The organism is Cyclobacterium sediminis (assembly GCF_054781075.1).
In genome coordinates, this window is the sequence record NZ_BAAGVC010000001.1 from 155,658 (window position 1) to 172,780 (window position 17,123).

Below are 17,123 nucleotides of genomic sequence, written 5' to 3' on the forward strand. Positions count from 1 at the left end.
ATAAAGATTATCAAATCGCTTGTCTTAGAGGGATCTACAGGGTCCGTAGGTTTGGGAAGCCCTTTTTGAATTTGAGCCAGAAGCGGATAAGGAAATAAAGCAACAATAGTTAAGGTTAACAATTGTAGAAAACTACCTACCGAGTTGACCTTGTGTTTATTCTTAATTCTTAGAAATAAATTTTTCATTTTAAACATGTTTTTATAATGATTATTTGTTTCAATTGCCTCAAGCTACACCAAAGTTTTACAGGTTGTTTGTGATTTGGGGAGAAAAGAAATAGCAATGATTCAGATATTTTTGTTGCCAGGATAATGGCCATTAAATTCTTTCAGACCTGTCAAAGGCTATCCCCTAAAAATTCACACATTCCTTATGGTAAATATTTCTGTCTTTTACGACAGGTTAGTAAATAAGTAGCTCTATCAGAATAAACTGCAAATAACAGGCCAACTGTAAAAAGTTATGTATGATTAGGCCTTATAATTTTCTAGGATGAAAAATTATTTTAAAGACAAAAAAAAGAGGCAGAAATTAAACTGCCTCTATCATTGATTATTTTTTTGCTTTCTTTTTAGCCGGAGCTTTTTTTGCAGCTGCCTTTTTGGGCTTGGCCTTTTTGGCATCGCCTTGTGTTTCAATTAGCTTCATTACCTCTTCATAAGTCAAAGATTCAGCCTCTTTGTCTTTTGGGATCTTGAAATTGCTTTTGCCCATTTTGATGTAAGGTCCCCATCTACCATTGAGTACCTGAATGTCAGGGTTTTCATCAAAGGATTTGATATGCTTTTTGGCATCAGCTTCCCTCTTGTCTTTGATTAATTGTATGGCTTCATCTAAAGTGACAGATAGTGGATCGTATTCTTTGCCTAAAGAAACAAATTTGCTGTCATGCCTGATGTACGGCCCAAAACGCCCAATGGCTGCCACAACTTTTTTGTCTTCAAATGTACCTAAATCCCTCGGCAGCTTAAACAGTTCCAATGCATCCTCTAAGGTGATGCTTTCAATAAATTGTCCCTTCCGAAGGCTGGCAAACTTTTTCTCCTCATCTTCCGCATCTCCAATTTGAACGAGAGGACCAAATTTCCCCAGTCTGGCAATTACTACCTTGCCTGATTTTGGGTCGATCCCTAATTCTTTGCTGGAATTAACATCTGTTCGTTTGATGTTTTCTGTAAGTTCCACTTTTGAATGGAAGTTGCCATAGAAATTTTGAATCATTTCATCCCAGGGTTGGTCTCCCTGAGCAATATGGTCAAACTCTTTTTCTACCTTGGCAGTAAAGGAGAAGTCAATCACATTTGGAAAATGCTCCACCAGAAAATCATTTACCACCATGGCAATATTTGTTGGGAACAATTTATTCTTTTCCGTGCCTGTGGTTTCTGTTTTTTCTGCTTCATTGAATTGTCCATCACCAATGGTCATTTCAATGTATTTTCTTTGGACGCCATCTCTAGACTCCTTAACAACGTAATTTCTTTTCTGCACTGTAGAAATGGTAGGGGCATATGTGGAAGGCCTTCCTATACCCATTTCCTCTAATTTTTTCACCAGAGATGCTTCTGTATACCTGGCAGGTGGTCGCGTAAAAGACTGGCGGCCTTTCATTTCAATTAACTGCAGCACTTGCCCCACAGTGAGTGGAGGCAATAATCCTTTTCCAGTTGTTTCTTCTTCCTCCTCATCATCGGTGCTTTCAAGGTAGACTTTTAAGAAGCCTTGAAATTTGATAACTTCTCCACTTGCACTTAAAGTTTGGTCCACATTGGATATGGCTATGCTTACATTGGTTTTTTCCAGTTGAGCATCTGCCATTTGAGAGGCAATGGATCTTTTCCAAATCAATTCATACAAACGCTGCTCATTCCTGTCCTTACCGGCATCATGTTCGGCAAAAGAGGTAGGCCTAATGGCCTCGTGAGCTTCCTGTGCCCCTTCAGATTTTGATTTAAATTTTCGCTTTTTATGGTATTCATCCCCATAAGCTGATTTTATCTCTTTTTCTGCATCCTTTAATGCATCATCAGATAAATTAAGACTATCCGTCCTCATGTAGGTAATTTTACCAGACTCATATAGCTTCTGGGCGATATTCATTGTTTGGGCCACAGAGAAATACAACTTCCTACTGGCCTCTTGTTGCAAAGTGGAAGTGGTAAAGGGTGGCGCCGGACTTTTCTTTGCTGGCTTTGTTTCCAGAGATTTGATTGAAAAATCTGCCTCTAAACATTTTTTCAAAAATTCCTCTGCCTCTTCTTTGCTCTGGAATTTCTTTGGCAATTCTGCCTGTAGTGTTTTGCCTTCTACATCAAAAAGGGCTGTTATTTTAAAAGATACTGTAGGTTTAAATTTATCAATCTCTCGCTCCCTGTCCACAATGAAACGAACGGCCACAGATTGAACCCTACCTGCGGAAAGCCCGGCTTTGATTTTTTTCCATAGTACCGGTGAAAGTTCAAAACCAACTAGCCGGTCGAGAATTCTTCTTGCCTGCTGTGCATTTACCAAATCATAATCTATGCTTCTAGGGCTTTCTAGAGCCTTGGTAATTGCTGATTTGGTAATTTCCCTGAAAACGATCCTTTTTGTATTTTCATCTTTTAATTGAAGTACCTCTTTTAAATGCCAAGAAATCGCTTCTCCCTCACGGTCATCATCACTTGCTAGGAATACAGTATCTGCACCCTTTACTAATTTTTTAAGTTCTTTAATTACTTCCTTTTTATCTGGAGTTACCTCATAGGTCGGCTTGAACTTGTTTTTAATATCGATGGCATTTTCACCTTTAGGGAGATCTCTTACATGCCCGTAGCTGGAGGTAACTTTGAAGTCTTTTCCTAGGTAACCCTCTATTGTCTTGGCTTTTGCAGGAGACTCCACTATGACTAAATTCTTTGGCATGGTTAATTTCTTTAAAGATAAAAATAAATGGGACCAGGTAAATTCCCATAATTCAAGTCCTAAAAATAGATGTCATATTATTCTCTTCCAAATATTCATTCAAAGCAATTTTTATTGCCGACAAAATTTCCACATATTTATTTTTCATTTTGAAGTTTAATTGAGCTACATGGATAAGGAATTATTGTTGGTGCGACATGGGATTACAGAGGCTCCCGGTTTTGATAAAAAGGACCTGAAAAGAGACCTAATAAAGCCAGGAATTGATCAATTGGAAAGGTTGTCCAGGCTATTGAAAGCAAATGGGCAGATTTGTGACCATATGGCCTTTAGTCCTGCGAACAGGTGTAGGCAAACGGCGCAGATTCTTTCATCAGCTATGGAAGTAGGTAAATCCACAGTGGTTAATGAAATATATCAGGCCGAGCATGGAGCCTTACTGCAGGTTTTAAATAGCTTTGATAATAGGGATAACCATGTAATGATGGTGGGGCATAATCCGGGAGTGAGCCATTTGGCTGCTTTTCTAACCGGTGAAGACCACCTGCTTTTTTCTCCGGGAATGATGGTCCGAATTTCCTTTTACCTGGAGGAGTGGCAGCATATTTCCAAAAATAGTGGCGTTCTAGTCGAAATCCTTCAATAAACATAGCCTTGAAATTTTTATCAAATACCTTAAGCTTTAGAAAATGTCAACAACTGATAAACTAACAATAATTTCAAATTTCGACCCCAATGGAGTGGGGGTAAACGCACAGCTATTTGGGTTGCCATTTTCTGTAGCTATGGCTGAAATGGTGATCTTACCTGTGCCCTGGGAGGTTACCGTTTCCTACAGCGAAGGTACAGCCAATGGGCCTGAAGCTATCCTAAATGCCTCTACTCAAGTAGACCTCTTTCAAGAAGATATAATTGATGCTTGGAAAATGGGAATTGCCATGTTGCCCATAGATGATCTGTTAAAATCCCAAAGTGAGCAACAACGAAGCCTTGCCAATGCCTATATTCAATGGCTTGAGGCCGGGGAACCTGAAGCCGTAAGGAGCCGCTATGAAAAAAGCCCTGAAGGAATCAATGCAGCATGTGAGAAAATGAACGATTGGGTTTATCAGCAATCCAAAAAATACCTGGAGCAAGGGAAAATGATCGGCTTGCTGGGTGGAGACCATAGCACCCCTTTGGGTTTAATTCGAGCAATGGCAGAAAAACATTCTTCTTTTGGCATTCTTCAAATTGATGCGCATGCTGATTTACGCGCCGCCTATGAGGGGTTTGAATATTCCCATGCATCCATTGCCTATAATTTTATGAAAATTCCGGAAGTAAAACAGCTGGTGCAAGTGGGAATAAGAGACTTCTGCGAGCAGGAATATGCCTTCAGTCAATCTGATAAAAGGATTACAATGTATACGGACAACCAACTCAAAGAAGCCATTTTCCAGGGAGTCAACTGGAGTGACTTATGTAAAAGGATCATTGCGGATTTACCGGAAAAGGTGTACTTGACAATTGATATCGATGGCCTTTTACCCAATTTATGCCCCAATACCGGTACTCCTGTGCCGGGAGGGTTGGATTTTCAACAATTGATGTACCTTATCAAAACCCTGGTCAAGTCAGGAAGACAGATCATTGGTTTTGATTTAGTAGAAGTTGCCCCGGGAGAAAACGGGGATGAATGGGATGCCAATGTAGGCGCCAGAATATTGTACAGGGTGGCAAATTTGGTAGGGCTTTCACAAGGAAAACTTTCTTGGTCCTAAGTGTAGTATTACGATCAACTATTTGGGATACATCAATCAGGGAACCTGAAGGTAGATTTCTATAGAATTTCTGCCCATCACATCGGAACTTCTTTTGTTTGACTAGTCTTTTATTTACCGGATGAGGGAATACTGGTTCCAAGAATACAGTCATAGGCAATTGAACTCCGCATGAAGAAGCTTCTTTCCATTTATCGCATGATCTTGCTTGCCATCCGTGGCAGTGAACAGGACTTTACCAAATTGCCCATTAAAACAGGAATATTTCTTTTGGCAATTCCTATGATTCTGGAAATGGTCATGGAATCTCTTTTTGCTGTGGTAGATATATTCTTTGTAGGCAAGCTTGGGGAACATGCCGTGGCCACAGTGGGGCTCACAGAAGCTGTGTTGACATTGATTTATTCACTCGGTGTAGGGATTAGCATGGCCGGTACAGCCTTGGTTGCAAGGAGATTTGGTGAGAAAAAATTCAAGCAAGCGGGTACCCTGGCTTTTCAATTGTTGTTGGTAGGTATTTTCGTTTCTTTGGCTTTGGGCATTGCCGGATTTCTCTATGCCGGAGAAATTTTGAAGTTGATGGGAGCAGAGGCTGAAGTTTTGAAAACAGGAACCTCCTATACCCAAGTTATTTTTGCCGGAAACACTGCTGTGATGTTACTGTTTCTGATCAATGGCATTTTCCGCGGTGCTGGGTCAGCACATTTGGCCATGCGGGCCTTGTGGATTTCCAATGGACTCAACATCCTATTGGATCCTTTGCTTATTTTTGGTTTGGGAACTTTCGAAGGCTTGGGCTTAACAGGAGCAGCTTGGGCCACCACAATCGGAAGAAGTATTGGGGTGCTGTACCAATTGTACCACCTACTCAATGGAAAGCATCGCTTGGTGATACGTGCCGACAACCTGATGGTGCGTTGGGAGACCTTAAGAAAAATCATTCAAATTTCCCTGGGAGGCATGGGTCAATTTTTGGTTGACTCTGCAGCCTGGATAGCACTTACCCGTATGGCATCAGAATTCGGCAGCGCGGCTGTGGCCGGATATACCATTGCTTTTAGGATTTTGCTATTCAGCCTGATGCCTGCCTGGGGCTTGTCTGCAGCTGCGGCTACCTTGGTGGGACAGAATTTAGGGGCAGGGAAAGCATTTAGAGCAGAAATCGCTACTTATCTTACTGCACGTTACAATTTCATTTTCCTGGCATCGGTTACCCTGTTTTATTTGTTTTTTGCAGATCATTTGGCAGGAATTTTTTCACAGGAAGCTGCTGTAAGATCCATAGCAGCCGTGGGCTTGAAAGTAACGGTGCTTGGCTATGTGTTTTATGCCGTAGGCATGGTGATGGTGCAAGCTTTTAATGGGGCAGGAGATACCAAAACCCCTGCCTATATTAATATTGGTGTATTTTGGTTATTGGAAATTCCTTTAGCTTATTATTTAGCCATTGTTCTTGATCTCAATACCTTGGGTATTTTTATTACCATAGCTTTTTGTCATTCTTTGCATGCCTTGATCGCGCTATGGTTTTTTAGAAAAGGGTATTGGAAGTTTGTAAAAACCTGAAACCATTAAATGGAAGAGGGGTAAAAGCAAAAAAAGCTACCGGTTGTTTCAATACCGGTAGCCTAGGAAAATAGGTTTTGATAAGGTATAATTTGTCCGTTTGAGCTTCACCTTATTTAATTATCAAATTTATCGAATATAATGCTTCGGGAGGGTATTCAAATGTATTCATTAGGGGTATGAAATGTAGCCAAATGCCTCTTGAAGCCTTTTCTCTGAATTATTCAATAGCTTTCTGTCGCAGGTTCAAATCGATTCAAAATCAGTTACTTCGTTGCTGTTTTCAATTTCACCCTAGCGATGCTAGGCTAGAATCCTCAATCTTTCGATTACAATCCTCCCTGAACAAAATCAGGACTGGCATCAGGAAGCTTATTGCATAATCTGAGTTGAATAGGTTATTATGTAACCACAAGGAAAATTGGATTTCAGTCTATATTCTTTGTCTAGTAGCGGCTGTATTGAATTAATTTTTCAAAGCTATTGCATTAGTAAACTGTAGTAAGGATTACCAGACTGTCCACCTCTGCTAGGTTCAACACTTTTTCTTTTGCCGGATTCAATAAAAGTTCTTTGCCATTGGCTCTTTCTATAAAAACTCCCAAAGCTGTTTCACCATGTGACTCGGCATGGGCTTCTAATTCAGAAAAAGAGGCTGTTGAACCGTCGATGGCGTATTCCTCGATTTTTCGGAAAATCATTTCCGGACCTCCCACTGTGAAAAGCTCATTGTAAATGCTATAAAGCTCCCTTTGTATGGCGATACCTGCCAGAAGGTGACTTAAGACCAAGGGGCTAATGATCACTTCACTTTGGAATGGTTTTAATAGAGACTCGTTACTTGGATCTGCCAACTCCAATAAGATGGAGGGGTTTTTTACTGATCGCTCCAAAACTTCTTCCAAGAGTACAAAGCCCACCATTGTTCTTGCATCTGCTTCTTCCTCTTCCTCCATCCGATCGCTACTTAGCATTAATATATGGTCAAAAGTTTCCGCTTCAATTCTTTTGATCACAGACTCTCTTACATAGTCTGCCACTATATGATCAATCTCAATTCTATCCGGAAGCTCACTGACAATGCCAAAATCCTTTTTTCTGTCTTGAAGTGGTTTTAAAGAGACAAGTCTAATGAAATAGGTTTCATCTTCGTAGGTTGTCAATTCTTTGATTAGCGAAGGAACATGTTCATTCCAGCCCAAAATCAATATTCTGATAACACCGGTCTGCTCTTCCACAAGCAAGGGTTTTTTTTCAGAAAATGGCAAACTGCTTTTCTCCAGCGTTTCCAAATCCGGTTCCAGGTCAGAGAAATCTTGGGTGATTAAAATCAGCTGATCTTCTTCTTCTAGTAATTGCTTTCTGTCCGGATTTAAATTAGGGAAAAAGCTACCATTCTCCTCCCTCACTATTCCCAATACGATGGCCTTGGAAAAAGCCTTTTTGACTGTGCCAAAGGAGTGGTTTACGGTTTCGGGAAATGCCTTGGTGAAAATATTGTTCTTTGTCAATTGGGCCAATAGTTCATTGTAAACCTGAGAAAGCCCCGGGTGACGAATGTTTTGTGCCATCAGCCGACTGATAATCGCATTGCTACCAACAACCTCAAGTGGGCCACTGTATGACCTGTAAGCAGCATTGATTTTATTGTCATCCTGAATTTCTGCCACCACATAAGGAAGCTTGCTAATGTTAAATTTTCTTGCTTCAGCATTCAGTGAAAGCAAACATTTAATGGTTTCGATGTCCGGATTGATCAATTCCTTTCGGTCATAGGCCAGACTGGGAATAATGATTACAGAGGCATTCAATGCATCTACTCTCCGCAAATGTTCCCGGTCAATGGCCATTCCTGTCCTTAAAATTATTTCATGCGCCCTTCGGCCAATCATGGGGTTGTCCTTGAGTTCCTGCATTTGAAAAGGACTCACCTCCTGAGAAAGAATAATCAGTTGTAATTTTTTAATATTTAACTTGTCAAAAAGCCTCTTTAAGCTTGCCGAAGATTGAAAAATTTCTGCTGCAATATGAATGGTCCGGTTGGACCATCCCAATATGACCAAGTGATTATTGGCTGTCACAGGTGTTAGCCCCTGTTCCAAGTGCCTGATTTTTCGGTTCATCCATGTGGTAATAATCGCAACCAGAGAGCCTAGAAAAATAACATAGCCGGCAAGGGTCAATAAGGTGGAAATAAAACGCCGCCAATTTCCTTGATCGTCTCCCAAATAACCGGGATCGGTGAGCCTTAAAAAGGCCCACCAGATGGCTTCACCTAAGGTTTGGCTAGGGCTATTGGTAGGAACGACCAACAAGCCACCAATGATTGAAATCATACCTATCAAAGCAGCTACGACCAGCAATTGGTACTGGGCACCCTTCACCAACTGTCTTTCCAGGGTAAATAAAATTTTTCTCCGAATTCTAGGTCTTTTTAATCGCATAAATTACTTTGAAAGGAATCTTTATCCGCTTCAATATAGAAATTAAGACGGAATAAACGATAATGAATACTATTGGATACTTTAGCCTCGATATTTTGTTGCTAATTTTTATTAGTGAAGTAAATCAATATTAAGCGAATTGGACGAATGGTAACCCGGAAAATATAGTAGTTGTTCCTTTTTCTGAAAAAAACCTTTCCTAAAAGTTATCCAGAACATGCTAAAAATATAAGGGCAATCCATGACCTCTTAAAGCAACTTTATCCATGCAGGAAAATCCGTTAGAAGCCTTGCTTTAGCACAAAAAATCCGGAACAGTACAGGCTATTCCGGATTTTGGTTGATTTCAACTGAGTCAAATTTCTTCCATCTATATTTTTTTGTGGAAAGGAGTAGGGGCACAATGAATGTATTACTCAACTTGAGGTTTTGACTACTCTGCTGCTTGCTCTCCTTCGGTCAATCTGAAATTGCTTACCGTTTTTCCCTCCAGGTGTTTGCTCCATTTCTCTAGCAATGGTTTTTCTAAAGAAAGCTCTCTGTACTCATCAGGGTTCATTATAGGCAAACCTTTTACAATTGGGTAAATCCTTTTGCATTGAGTGCAATGGAGCCAGCCTTCTAAAACACGCTTCTCGGTGTCTTCTGTAATTGTAGTAAGCGTTAAATCGGCTTTATCAAATGGACAACATAGTTTATTTATAGTGGATAATCTCATGTTTGATTCTTTTGAATTGAATTAAAATAATTTTGAAGGGCCATCACTGGGTTTTCATTTTGCATCACCCCGGATATGATGGCAATTCCCGAATAGGGGAGTGCATGCAACTCATTCATGTGCTTGGTCTTAATTCCCCCTGCTAAAAAAACAGGAAGGGCTGTAATTTCAGCAGCTTTCCTAATGGAGTCGAAACTAACCAAGTCACAATGTTGCGTGGTGGATGTAGGGTAGACGGAGCAAAAAGAAACATAGTCGAAGCCCAGGCTGTCTGCCTGATGGATCAGATTCATGTCATTATTTACAGTCAATCCTACCAAATGATTCTTTTCGGCAAATTTAGGGATTCTGGATAGATTTACCGGAATGCTGTCCAAATGAATACCATCAGCATGGCTCAGCTTCAGCAAATCCCATCGGTTATTTACCAATATTGGAAAATCATAAGCTGCAGCCATATTGACTACTTTGTTGGTAAATGCCACCGCATCCTGCTTTTCCCCAAAATGATCCCAAATTTGAACGGCAATAAGTGGGAAGGTAAATAACTGCTCTAATATAGAAAATAGCTCGTCTTCAGTTTTGTCTGATGGGTCAATCACCAGATAAATCCCTTTTTCCGCTTTCAAGTTTAATTTTTTCATTTCCATCCTTTTTTATACGCTTCATAAAATGCAGCCCAATAAGGATCGACAGATTGATAGGGTAAAGGGGTAAGTTTGTCTTCCTTTTGAAGCAAAATACCTTGCCCTGCATCAGTCAGCCGGCCAATTTCAGCACAAGGAATATTTTCCGTATCCAACCGGTCAATAATTTCCTGAACTTTATCTTTTTTGCAGGCGATCAACATGGCTCCTGCGCCTATGCAGTGATTTGGATCCAGTTCAAAAAGTTGACAAACAGCCTTTTGAACTTCGCCGACAGGGATCAATTGTTCTTCTATTACTGCGCCACAATTGGCTGCTGTGGCCATTTCGTAAACAGCTCCCAAAACGCCACCTTCCGTAACATCATGCATGGCCGTGACAGCTTTGTTTTCAGGTTTACCTCTAGCCACCAGCGCATCTTTCAAAGAGCTAGTTTGGTAAAATGAGGCTGCTGCTTGCCGGTAAATTTCTTTCCCAAGTTTGTTGGAAACGGTTTGGGGAAAGCACATGCCCAGAATAGCAGCAGAGGAAATAGCAGCGCCCTTGGTTAGCAGTAAACTGTCTCCGGCCCGGGCTTTGGTACTGGTTAGAATTTGTTCCAGCGGTGCAATACTAATAAAGGTTCCTCCTCCGGCAATGGTGGAGTTTTGTCCTTCCACAAAACCGGTATGGCCTCCGGTGATATTCACTCCCAGGGCAGTGCAATATTCATGAATGTATTGCCAATACACTTTAAAATCCTCCTGACTAAATGTAGCCGGTAAATTCAAAACAAACTGACCGAATTGAGGCGCGAAGCCGGTGGTGGACATGTCATTGGCCATCAGGTGAACTGATAGCCAGGCTGATTCTTGTAAACCCAAGCTAGGGATCAATGTAAGTGGATCACTAGTGAGTGCCATGCCTTGGTCTCCGGCCAAGGCCACCACAGATACATCAATGCCAAAGCCGGGTTTTACCCGAACATTTTCATTGGGTTTTCCGCAGCGTGAGGTAATAAAATTACCCAACAAATGTTCATCAATCTTTCCTGGTTTTTGACTCATTTATTTGACATCATTGAACTGAACATAAAGACCAAAGAAATCCCCGTAGGGCATGTTCCATTGTTGGACAGGAAACCACTTAGGCAAACCGGTGCAAGACCAGGTGATGGTGTAGTCTCGCCCTTCCAATGCTTCTTCGATGATTTTGATAAGGTGTTTTGGGGTGTAAAAGGTAGCAGTAACATAAAAAGGATTCTTACCGAATGCTTGCTGAACCCTACGTCGAAGAACTTTGGGAGAGTTTTTGTTCATCATCCCCATGGCTATACCGTATTTTCCAACCCTTGCTGCTTCACGGATTACCTTGACCGGATCTTTGTAGTATTCGAAAGTGGTAATAAAGGCCAATGAATCAAAAGTATGGTCTTTGAAAGGCATATGGTGTGAATCTGCCATCACCAGATCCCCGTCAAACAAATGAATGGCCTGTGATAACATCAAAGGGGAGATGTCTCCTCCGGTGGACTCAATGCCTATTTCTTTCCACCATCTTGTAAATCTTGTGGTACCACAGCCAAATTCCAATAGGGTTTTCACCCTTTTGTCTTTGGTAACCAGCTGTTCCATTACTTTTTTCTGCCAAACTTCCGCTCTTTTATACCTGCCCTCATACCAAAGTTCATAAGTATCCGTATGGTCTCTGTTGAAGAACCACTCAGGTCTATTTTGCCAGTTTCTTTGTTGCTGTGGGATCAGCCCCATTTTTTGTTTTTCTATTTCCATTTTGTCATTTATTTAAAAAAAAACATTCGACCGGATAAAACCAGTGGAATGTAGCTTCAAATCACAAAAGGAAATCTGGCTTGCATCCCTACGTTGGCATTATCCAAATCAGGTTTCGGGTATTATCTCAGCCGGATTAAAATCCAGCACCCCGTGCATACAATATGGTCACAAAGATATTGAATAACCTATGTAAAGCAAGAAGTCTTGGCTAAGCCTTTATTTATGGAAATACTGAATTAGAAATAATTTAAGGAGAAATCATGTGTGTTTTTAATATTTTCGATAAATTAGATAGTTGTTTAAGGATTTTTGAAAAATAAGATTAGATACATGTCCACGTTAACAAAATTTATTACCTGGAAGAAAGGTAACACAGTAGTTTCATGGGTACTTTTTGGCTTGTTGGTTCAGGTGATATTTAATCGAAAGAACGTACCGAAACATATAGAAGTGCTGGATGATACGCTTACCCATCATTGTTCCAGGACCAAAAGAAACCGCTGGGTGAGTTTTATCAATTTTATGGTGACGCCCAGATTCGTAAGGAGGCTGATTGAATCCCAATTGAATAAAAATATGGTGGACCATGAGCGTGTGTTTTTGTCGCTCGATAAAGAATTGACCAAGGATGATTTTTTTGATAAGGACAAGCCGCATCGGCAAAAGTGGGGCAATTGGTATGGCAACCATTCCTCAGAACCCTTGCGATTTTTTGTACCCGGAAATGGGGATTATAAAAACTTTTCTCCTGAGGGGGAGTTCTGCAATTGGTATGATTACAAAGGTTTGACCGAGGTAAGTGAATTGGTGAAAAATGCCGAGAAAGAAAATAGAAAAGTTCGAGCCGTAGGTTCCGGTCATGCCCTGACGGCAGTGGCTCAATGTGAAGATTTTCTGGTTTGCACCCAAAACATGAACATGACCCAGCGACTTGCCAAAGAATGGATTAAAGAGGAATATAAGGAGGGGTTCGATGTAGAAGTGAATTATGGGAATAAAAAGTCTTTGGAAAAGCACTACCTTTTCGAAACAGGAGGTGGAACCAAGATCAGGCACCTAATAGAAGCCTTGACCTATCATGGCTTTGCTTTGATCAACCAGGGAGGGTCCAGCATACAGTCCATTACCGGAGCAATTGCCACCTCTACTCATGGTTCAGGCATAGGGATTGGTCCGGTATCAGCTTTTGCCAAGTCAATGACCATTGTAGGTAAAGGAGGCAAGATCTATCGCGTAGAACCTACGGATGGGATTACCGATCCGGAGGCATTTAATAAGGACCAAGAGGTAAAAAAATATGGCATAGAATTGATCCAGGACGATGAAAAGTTCAATGCGGTTATGGTTGGTATAGGATCTATCGGGATTGTTTTCTCCATGATTCTGGAAGCCCAACCCAATTACCGGCTGTATGAGGAACGGAAAAGGTACAATTGGGAGGAGCTTAAAGCAGAGATGCAAAAAGAGGATTTACATCATTTCATTAATCAACACCGTCATTTTGAGGTGTTGATCAACCCCTATTGTGACCTTTCTGCAGAAACTGAAGAAGGGCAAAAAAGAAAATGTTTGGTAACCACTAGAAACTATTGTGAAAAATCCAATAGGAAACAGGCCGGCAGGGAGCGGAATTATATTTCTTCATTTATATCAGGAATAGCCATTTCTGGAAGGCTTTCCCCTTGGGTATTCAATAAAAACCACCAGTCCATTCCTGCCATGACCAATAACTCCATTCATCGATTGATTGACCATAGCGGTGATGAAGGCGGAGGTTTTGAGGACGACTGCCGTTTTGTCTTGGACCAGGGCTTGGGAGAGTTAAAATTTTATGGCTATGCCGTAGAATTTGGTTTTCCATTGGAGCGGGTTTTTGATGCAGTAGATTTGATCATTAAGGTTTGTGAAGAGGCTCAGGCCTACCATCACTTATTGGCTGCTCCCTTTTCATTGCGTTTTGTTAAACAATGTGATGCCCATCTATCCATGATGAATCAGCACGATACCTGTATGATTGAATTGGTAAGTGTGAAAGGAGTAACCGGCAGCCTACCCCTATTTAGGCGTTTAGAAAGGGAATTGTTGGATTTCGGAGCCATACCACATTGGGGGCTTTCCGTAGAGCCCTGGTACAGAGCAAGGGTTGAAAAAGCTTTTCCTAGATTTAAAGACTGGGAGCTGCAGCAGGCCTTTTTTGGCGGGGATACTTTCAAAAATGCATTTTTGGAACGGATTCAGGATTCATAATTTCTATTCGGAGTGGTTGTTTAATTATATTGTTTTCAAGTTTCGGAATCCCTTTAAAGTAGCTTTGATACCTAATTGCCTAAACCTATGATAGGATAAGGCCTATGATAAGAGGAATTGTTCAACCCGCTATCGGGGTTGAGGAATAGGTGTGGAATTGGCCGTCCACCGGTTTCACCCGTGGCTATTGTTATTGAAGTCCTTTAGGCTTCTTTCGATTAACTTCAGTTCGATTCTATACTTGCTGGTAAAATTAGGTTTATTTAGTCAAGCAGTTCCCTTCCTTAAATAGATACAGGAAAGACAGATAAGGTAAGTCCCCCTTTCTCTTAAAGGGGGAAAAAGGGGGGCGATCCCAATTCTCTGGAGATTCCTTCGACTTTCTCTACACAAAGCCCCAGCAAAGTCTCGGAATGACGAGGAAACGCGTCACTGCGAACCCTTAGGGGAGGGCAGAGGAGAGGCAAGGGTGTGGCAGTCTCGCTATTGTTGAGATTCCTTCGCCTTCCAACGCGGAATGCCCTCGCAAAGACTCGGAATGACGTAAAATAATCGTTATCGGTCCCTATCTTTCGGCCACTGAGCCTGTCGAAGTGAGCCGGGATGTTCTTGTTACGTTTCATTGCGAACCCTTTTTGGAGAGTTGTTGTGTATGGAAAGGAGTCAAACCTCATTCCGTTGGAGATTCCTTCGACTTTCTCTTCGCGAGGCCCTACAAAGTCTCGGAATGACGAGGAAACGCGTCACTGCGAACCCTTAGGGGAGGGCAGAGGAGAGGCAAGGGTGTGGCAGTCTCGCTATTGTTGAGATTCCTTCGCCTTCCAACGCGGAATGCCCTCGCAAAGACTCGGAATGACGTAAAATAATCGTTATCGGTCCCTATCTTTCGGCCACTGAGCCTGTCGAAGTGAGCCGGGATGTTCTTGTTACGTTTCATTGCGAACCCTTTTTGGAGAGTTGTTGTGTATGGAAAGGAGTCAAACCTCATTCCGTTGGAGATTCCTTCGACTTTCTCTACGCAAGGCCCTACAAAGTCTCGGAATGACGAGGAAACGCGTCACTGCGAACCCTTAGGGGAGGGCAGAGGAGAGGCAAGGGTGTGGCAGTCTCGCTATTGTTGAGATTCCTTCGCCTTCCAACGCGGAATGCCCTCGCAAAGACTCGGAATGACGTAAAATAATCGTTATCGGTCCCTATCTTTCGGCCACTGAGCTTGTCGAAGTGAGCCGGGATGTGCTTGTTACGTTCATTGCGAACCATTTCTGGAGAGGTGGAGTGAAGGAAAAGGGAGTGGCAATCTCATTACATTGGAGATTCCTTCGACTTTCTCCACTCGAGCCCCAGCAAAGTCTCGGAATGGTGAGGAAACGCGTCACTGCGAACCCTTAGGGGAGGGCAGAGGAGAGGCAAGGGTGTGGCAGTCTCGCTATTGTTGAGATTCCTTCGCCTTCCAACGCGGAATGCCCTCGCAAAGACTCGGAATGACGTAAAATAATCGTTATCGGTCCCTATCTTTCGGCCACTGAGCCTGTCGAAGTGAGCCGGGATGTGCTTGTTACGTTCATTGCGAACCCTTTTCTGGAGAGGTGTAGCGTAGGGAAAGGGTGTGGCAATCTCATTACGTTGGAGATTCCTTCGACTTTCTCTTCGCGAGGCCTCTGCAAAGTCTCGGAATGACGATAATAATTTCCGCCTTGTAGATTTTCGGCGTTAAGAAATTTAAGAAGTGATGGCAAGAGCACAGGCACTGTTTGACGAAGTTTTTGGTTTAGTTAACATTAAAAAATCAAGGCCAATGTTAAAACCAAAAACTAAGGAGTTTGCCTGTGTGCGGGAGGCCTTAAATTTTAGTCGAAAAGATACTCAGCGGTGGGGTTTTCTCCTGACTAGCTCCGCTTCAGGACAGGCCACTGAGTTGCTCCGCTTCAGGACAGGTTCCTTACTTTTTTGATCCCGATTCGTTTCACTGCTCGGGACATGCACTGCAGCAAAAAAGTAAAAATGCTCTTTTTAATTGAATGCTGTCATCATGATTGCTGCGTTTTTAAAATGTTAATTCTTGGAAGGACGATTTTTTCAAAATTTTTTAGGCAAATGCAGTTCATATTACTCACGCAAAACCCCAAACCCTGAAAGGGTGAAAATATTATAGCCGAGGGTGTCAGCCCTCGGGATATAATTAAAAAGCATACCTTGATTTTGGCGGTATTGTTGCTTTTTTTTCTGCAACAATGCTGACAAAATCACTTAGAAGATCCACTAACAAAAAAAAAGCTATGAAATAAAATCTCATAGCTTTAGTCAATTAACAATAAACCCAAAATAACCTGCTGTAGGAGAAGGAGTCGAACCTCCACGGAGCAGTTAGGAAAAATACGAGCTCGATATCTTCTTTATCCTGTGATCTCCACCCCCGAGACAGGAGGGCATGTCTGCCAGTTTCATCATCCTACAGTATATATCGGTAATAAAGCTTCCCTTTACTACCCAAAGACCTTTTGTCTTTGTTTGATATGTCAAAGGTAATAAAAAGATTAATAAGTTAAAATTACGGCAATAATAAATGCATATTTTTACACTATAATTATTAAAAATACTATTTTGTTTTATTTTCATTAATTCAACACTTCTAAAATCAACCTAAATTAAAAGATTTGCAATAAATAAAACACACAACCTCGATTTGACAAATGAAGTAACATTTCTTGCCTACAAAACACATCTACCTTGGGAATGAAAACAAGCATTTTCGCTCGTATTCCAGCCTATTTTTAGGAGAAAGAGAGATAAAAACCATCCGAAATCAATATAAAAAACACCGACTTCAACCTCACAAACTCCGGAGGAGTGTCATTTTTATAGCCGAAGGTATCAACCCTCGGGAAATTAGTTATATGTACGTCTTGATTTTGGCGGTATTGTTGCTTTTTTTTGCAACAATGCTGACAAAATCATATCGAAAACAAACGCTTCGAACTCTTTTGCGGGTTTTTGAAGTGGAAAAGGGTGCGCCAGTCTCCCCAATGTTGAGATTCCTTCGCCTTCCAACGCGGAATGCC

General features: G+C 41.5%; 11 protein-coding genes and 1 riboswitch. Of the genes, 5 read left to right on the forward strand and 6 right to left on the reverse strand.

What is annotated here, in order from left to right:
* Positions 1-555: 555 nt before the first annotated feature.
* Positions 556-2,907, reverse strand: a complete 2,352-nt coding sequence (gene topA, locus ACYVHJ_RS00595) for a type I DNA topoisomerase (RefSeq protein WP_339905577.1) — start codon at positions 2,905-2,907, stop codon at positions 556-558.
* Between the two features lie 169 nt (positions 2,908-3,076).
* Here topA and ACYVHJ_RS00600 point away from each other — a divergent pair, with 169 nt between their 5' ends.
* The 3 genes from ACYVHJ_RS00600 to ACYVHJ_RS00610 all read left to right on the forward strand — a co-directional run bounded on the left by ACYVHJ_RS00600 (position 3,077) and on the right by ACYVHJ_RS00610 (position 6,236).
* Positions 3,077-3,553, forward strand: a complete 477-nt coding sequence (locus tag ACYVHJ_RS00600; RefSeq protein WP_460511622.1) for a SixA phosphatase family protein — start codon at positions 3,077-3,079, stop codon at positions 3,551-3,553.
* Positions 3,554-3,596: 43 nt separating this feature from the next.
* Entirely contained in the window at positions 3,597-4,670 is a 1,074-nt protein-coding gene (locus ACYVHJ_RS00605; protein WP_460511624.1) for an agmatinase family protein, read from the forward strand.
* A gap of 171 nt (positions 4,671-4,841) precedes the next feature.
* Positions 4,842-6,236, forward strand: a complete 1,395-nt coding sequence (locus ACYVHJ_RS00610; protein ID WP_460511626.1) for an MATE family efflux transporter — start codon at positions 4,842-4,844, stop codon at positions 6,234-6,236.
* Positions 6,237-6,724: 488 nt separating this feature from the next.
* On the opposite strand, the gene ACYVHJ_RS00615 is transcribed toward ACYVHJ_RS00610, so the two are convergent.
* The 5 genes from ACYVHJ_RS00615 to ACYVHJ_RS00635 form a co-directional block, all read right to left on the reverse strand.
* Entirely contained in the window at positions 6,725-8,680 is a 1,956-nt protein-coding gene (locus tag ACYVHJ_RS00615; protein ID WP_460511628.1) for a CASTOR/POLLUX-related putative ion channel, read from the reverse strand.
* A gap of 433 nt (positions 8,681-9,113) precedes the next feature.
* Complete coding sequence (locus ACYVHJ_RS00620) at positions 9,114-9,398, reverse strand: Trm112 family protein (protein ID WP_303612774.1); 285 nt, start codon at positions 9,396-9,398, stop codon at positions 9,114-9,116.
* On the reverse strand, positions 9,395-10,042 hold the full coding sequence (locus ACYVHJ_RS00625; RefSeq protein WP_460511631.1) for a thiamine phosphate synthase: 648 nt from the start codon (positions 10,040-10,042) through the stop codon (positions 9,395-9,397). The genes ACYVHJ_RS00620 and ACYVHJ_RS00625 overlap by 4 nt, the downstream gene beginning before the upstream one ends.
* Complete coding sequence (locus tag ACYVHJ_RS00630) at positions 10,039-11,091, reverse strand: AIR synthase family protein (protein WP_460511633.1); 1,053 nt, start codon at positions 11,089-11,091, stop codon at positions 10,039-10,041. Before ACYVHJ_RS00630 ends, ACYVHJ_RS00625 begins: the two co-directional genes overlap by 4 nt.
* Complete coding sequence (locus ACYVHJ_RS00635; RefSeq protein ID WP_303612777.1) at positions 11,092-11,814, reverse strand: class I SAM-dependent methyltransferase; 723 nt, start codon at positions 11,812-11,814, stop codon at positions 11,092-11,094. It abuts the gene before it with no gap.
* Positions 11,815-11,882: 68 nt separating this feature from the next.
* Positions 11,883-11,978: riboswitch (TPP riboswitch) on the reverse strand.
* Positions 11,979-12,147: 169 nt separating this feature from the next.
* Between ACYVHJ_RS00635 and ACYVHJ_RS00640 the strand changes: the two genes are divergently transcribed.
* Positions 12,148-14,064 carry an FAD-binding oxidoreductase gene (locus ACYVHJ_RS00640; protein ID WP_460511636.1) on the forward strand — a complete coding sequence of 639 codons (1,917 nt, stop codon included), beginning with the start codon at positions 12,148-12,150 and terminating at the stop codon, positions 14,062-14,064.
* A 1,795-nt stretch (positions 14,065-15,859) separates the two neighbouring features.
* A complete protein-coding gene (locus ACYVHJ_RS00645; protein ID WP_460511638.1) occupies positions 15,860-16,015 on the forward strand; it encodes a hypothetical protein in 156 nt (51 codons plus the stop codon).
* Positions 16,016-17,123: the final 1,108 nt, after the last annotated feature.